Genomic DNA, 4,044 nt, shown 5'->3' with positions numbered 1-4,044 from the left:
GTAATGTACTCTGCTAAAGCAATAAAATCGCCTTCATTTTCTCGGTTTTCATCATCACATACGATAACGACTTTTCCTTGTTTTAAATCTTCTAGAGCTTCTTCAATACGATGAAACATTGTACTTCCCCCTTATAGAAATCCGTTTTCTTGTAAAAAGCTTTCGGTCATTGAATCAGTTCCTTTTGCGGGCTTTGAAATAAAGCGTTCAATATATTTTCCAATCATGTCACACTCAATGTTTACGATGTCCCCGGCTTTTTTTTCTCCGATTATAGACTCGCTTACTGTGTGGGGGATGAGTGAAATTGTAATTGAAGATTCGTCTATATCAAATATTGTTAAACTAGTGCCATCAATAGCAACGGATCCTTTATGCAAACAATAGCGTAGTAATTCATCAGAAATTGCTATTTTGTAATAGATGGCATTGTAATGTTGTTTTTTAGTTAAAATCGTACCGATGCCATCGATATGTCCGGTGACGAAATGTCCACCGAATCGTCCGTTCGCAGCCATTGCCCGTTCTAAATTCACTTTGGCACTTGGCTTTAGCATACGAAGTGATGTTGCATTCATTGTTTCAGGCATTGCATCAACAGTGAATGAAGTAGTCGTAAAAGTAGTTACTGTTAAGCAGATGCCGTTAACCGCGATACTATCACCTAGCTTAACATCCGATAAAATTTGATTTGCGCTAATAGTTAGCTTCATTGCTTCACCACTTTGAGTCATGCTTGATATCGTTCCTAACTCTTCTACAATTCCTGTAAACATTCCGTCACCTCGCTTTTTAAGGTTGCAACAATTTTTATATCATTACCAATTTGTTTCATCTCTTGAATTGTTAAGGAAAGTGCATCTTGTAACTTCGAAAAACCAGCTCCGCCAAATAAAGTGGGTGCATCTTTTCCGCCAATTAACTTTGGGCTTATATAGGTCACAATTTCATTAAAACTATTTGTTTTTAAGAAGTTTGCATGTACTGTTTGACCACCTTCAACGAACAGAGAAAGAATTTGTTTCTCCCCGAGTAGGGATAGGACATCTTGTATTTCAATTTGCTTCGTTTTCATTTGGAATACAGCTATATTGTTACATTCATAAGACGCTATTTTCTCTTTATTTACATCCTTACCGACAATAATCCATGTCGGAGCTAAGCTATCTGTTATGACATGAGAAGATGGCGGCGTTCGTAAGTGGGTATCTAAAATAACGCGTATAGGATGTTTACCTCCGTTTGGAATTCGTGTTGTTAAGTGTGGATTATCAGTTATAACTGTATTCACACCGACAAGGATAGCGTCATGCATATGACGATATTGGTGAACATCAGCTCGCGCTTCTTCACCTGTAATCCACTTACTTTCCCCCGTTACAGTCGCTGTTTTTCCATCTAAGCTCATTGCTGTTTTTATTGTTACAAATGGCTGTTTCGTTTTCATATAGTGAAAAAAGTATCGATTTAATAAAGTTGCTTCCGCTTCAAGAACACCAGTAGTCACCTTGATTCCAGCTTCTTCTAATCTCCTTTTTCCATTACCAGAAACGAGTGGATTGCAATCAAGGGTGGCGATTACAACACGCTGGACGCCCTTTTCAATGAGTAATTCACAGCAAGGCGGTGTTTTTCCAAAATGGCTACACGGTTCAAGTGTTACATAAACGGTAGCGCCTTTTGCTCTTTCTCCAGCCATGTGAAGAGCATGAACTTCAGCATGTTCTTCACCGGCACGCATGTGGGCACCCATTCCGACAATGTTGCCATCTTTTACAACAACAGCACCAACCATAGGATTTGGGCTTGTTTGTCCCGATGTTCCTTGTGCTAACTGCAAGGCAATCCTCATATATTCTTGATCTGTCATTCTCGTCACCTCTCCTGAAAAAATCAAAAAACCCCAAGGATATAGAATCCTTGGGGTTTGGGAGACGTGATTTCTAGAAATATAGTTCGAATACGAAAGTATAGGAAAGAAACCTAACGATGACTGATATTTTGGTATAAGAAAAAAACCTAGCAAAATATCGAGTTTTTCAAACGCTAGTCGTATCTTTTTATTTCAGTATAGAAACATAAGTATACAAAATAAAACATATATAAAGAGTCAAAATGAACCTTTAAAAATATGCATACTGAAATAAAAGTGTATTCGCTATATATAATTACTAGAAAACATATCCTTCTCCCATCCAGACTATACTGTCGGCCCTAGAGTTTCACTAGATCCACCGTTTTCGCGTTGAAAACGGGTCACGGACTTAGAAGCTTTCGCTTCATCACCGCCGGTTGGGAATTTCACCCGACCCCGAAGGATGTTGTTTGCTCACATTATAGCACAAAAAAGAAAAAAGCATAGTAAAAAATGTTCGAATGTGAAGAATTGTGTGAAAATATATGCCGATTTGAATGGGGACGAAAGTAATAGAAATGTTGAAAGGGGAAGGGCTGTATAGGCTTTGATCAAAAGAAAAAACATGCACAAATAAATGTGCATGCTCTTTAAATATTTATTCTGCCTCTGGTGCTCTAACAACAGACTCGAATTTTCCTTTATGCGAAGCATCGCAATAAGGCATGTTTTTTGATAAACCACAACGACATAAAGAAAATGCCGGTTTTGCTGGGAATACATTCCCTTGTGAGTCAACTAATTCCACGTCCCCTGTAACGCGAAAAGAGCCATTATCATTTACTTTAATTTGTACTTTTGCCAACGTTATCCCTCCTTTCCAAACGCTTACTCTCATCATATAATTAGGGAGAGTACTTGACAATATAAAAAGAGCACTTTGTTTGAGAGAGAAGAGAGTGTTATAATAGTTTTTATAACTGACTAGAGTAAGGTGACGAAAGATGGATAAAAAATTACAAACACTACAAAATATTGCAAATGAGCGCACATGGGCATCATTTTTGAATGATAATCATCCATATAGTTTACTTCATTGGTCAATCGCAGGTGTAGGACAAGAACCGAAAGACGTTTGGTTACTTCAAGATGAGGTGACTTTTCAAACGACGGAATTCCCAACGCTAGACGAGGCAGTAAAGTGGATTTCTGAAAATATGGAACAAGTTACAGACGTTTTAGCGCAGTAAAAAAASAGGCTTATGCAAGCCTGTTTTTTGTTTCTTTTACATATGTGTTTAAAAATTGATCGATGGCATCTTCGTACTCTTCTTTATTTTCATTATAAGAGCAAGCGTGTGCACCATGTTCTGCAATATAAAGCTGTTTATTATTTTCTTTCGCTTCATAAAGTGATTTCGTCATATCAGATAAAATATAGTCATCGTCTTTACTATGAATAAAGAGAACAGGATTGTTAATGTTTTTTATACAATCAATTGGTGAAACTTCACGAATTGTATAGCCATCACGAACTTTTAAAAAGGCATTTGCTAAAGGCAATAAAGGCCATTTTGGCAAGTGAAACTCAACTTTCAAACGATGCTGTAACTGTCCATAAAAATCAGAGAAAGGACAATCAGCAATATAAAAATCAGCACCATCTTCAACAAGTCCTGCATATTGAAGAAGAGTTGCAGCACCCATAGATTCACCATGAATTCCGAGTGTAATATTCGTTCCGAAACGATCTTTTAGCCAGTCAACTACTGACTTTAAATCATGTTTTTCATAATAGCCATAACTTGTTGTTTTACCACCGGTTTTACCATGACGGCGATGATCATAAATAAATACGTTATATCCTCTATTTAAAAATAAGTTTGCATATTTAACGGAATTGATTTTATTTACGGTCACACCGTGGCAAAAAATCATAAATTTATTGGAATGACCAGCTGGCATGTAATATCCGTGAAGTTCGTATCMGAATTGAGAAGGGATGTGAACCTCTTCTTTTTGAATAGCCTTAAAATCGTCCAAATGAAAATGCTTTTTCGTTTCGCGTTCTAAAACTTCTTCCTCTGTTTTTTTCTTCAAGTACATAACTTTATTTGTAAAGAAAATCCCAATCGCAGTTAGTGCACCTAGTATAGTAAACAATGCTGTAAAAAAACGTTTCATACTTT

At 36.9% G+C, this 4,044-nt stretch carries 6 protein-coding genes and 1 riboswitch; of the genes, 1 reads left to right on the top strand and 5 read right to left on the bottom strand.

The genetic code is table 11. The features are described 5' to 3' along the window. The 4 genes from AC1DTM_RS19440 to AC1DTM_RS19425 all read right to left on the bottom strand — a co-directional run. The coding region (locus tag AC1DTM_RS19440) for a 3,4-dihydroxy-2-butanone-4-phosphate synthase (RefSeq protein ID WP_477000681.1) at positions 1 to 119 on the bottom strand (119 nt) is incomplete at its 3' end. A gap of 12 nt (positions 120 to 131) precedes the next feature. Further along, positions 132 to 776, bottom strand: coding sequence for a riboflavin synthase (ribE, locus tag AC1DTM_RS19435; RefSeq protein WP_016096153.1), 645 nt, complete (start codon positions 774 to 776; stop codon positions 132 to 134). Continuing rightward, positions 758 to 1,870, bottom strand: coding sequence for a bifunctional diaminohydroxyphosphoribosylaminopyrimidine deaminase/5-amino-6-(5-phosphoribosylamino)uracil reductase RibD (gene ribD, locus AC1DTM_RS19430; RefSeq protein WP_088099494.1), 1,113 nt, complete (start codon positions 1,868 to 1,870; stop codon positions 758 to 760). The genes ribE and ribD overlap by 19 nt, the downstream gene beginning before the upstream one ends. Before the next feature lie 309 nt (positions 1,871 to 2,179). Further along, positions 2,180 to 2,323, bottom strand: a riboswitch (FMN riboswitch). A 190-nt stretch (positions 2,324 to 2,513) separates the two neighbouring features. After that, on the bottom strand, positions 2,514 to 2,720 hold the full coding sequence (locus AC1DTM_RS19425) for a CDGSH iron-sulfur domain-containing protein (protein WP_001151582.1): 207 nt from the start codon (positions 2,718 to 2,720) through the stop codon (positions 2,514 to 2,516). A gap of 139 nt (positions 2,721 to 2,859) precedes the next feature. Here AC1DTM_RS19425 and AC1DTM_RS19420 point away from each other — a divergent pair, with 139 nt between their 5' ends. After that, entirely contained in the window at positions 2,860 to 3,105 is a 246-nt protein-coding gene (locus AC1DTM_RS19420; RefSeq protein WP_002111659.1) for a DUF2552 family protein, read from the top strand. Positions 3,106 to 3,115: 10 nt separating this feature from the next. Here the strand turns inward: AC1DTM_RS19420 and AC1DTM_RS19415 are convergent, their stop codons facing one another. After that, on the bottom strand, positions 3,116 to 4,039 hold the full coding sequence (locus tag AC1DTM_RS19415) for an alpha/beta hydrolase (RefSeq protein ID WP_477000680.1): 924 nt from the start codon (positions 4,037 to 4,039) through the stop codon (positions 3,116 to 3,118). Positions 4,040 to 4,044: the final 5 nt, after the last annotated feature.

It is taken from the genome of Bacillus sp. P4_D3, assembly GCF_056401855.1.
This window is presented reverse-complemented; position numbering and strand designations above follow the sequence as displayed.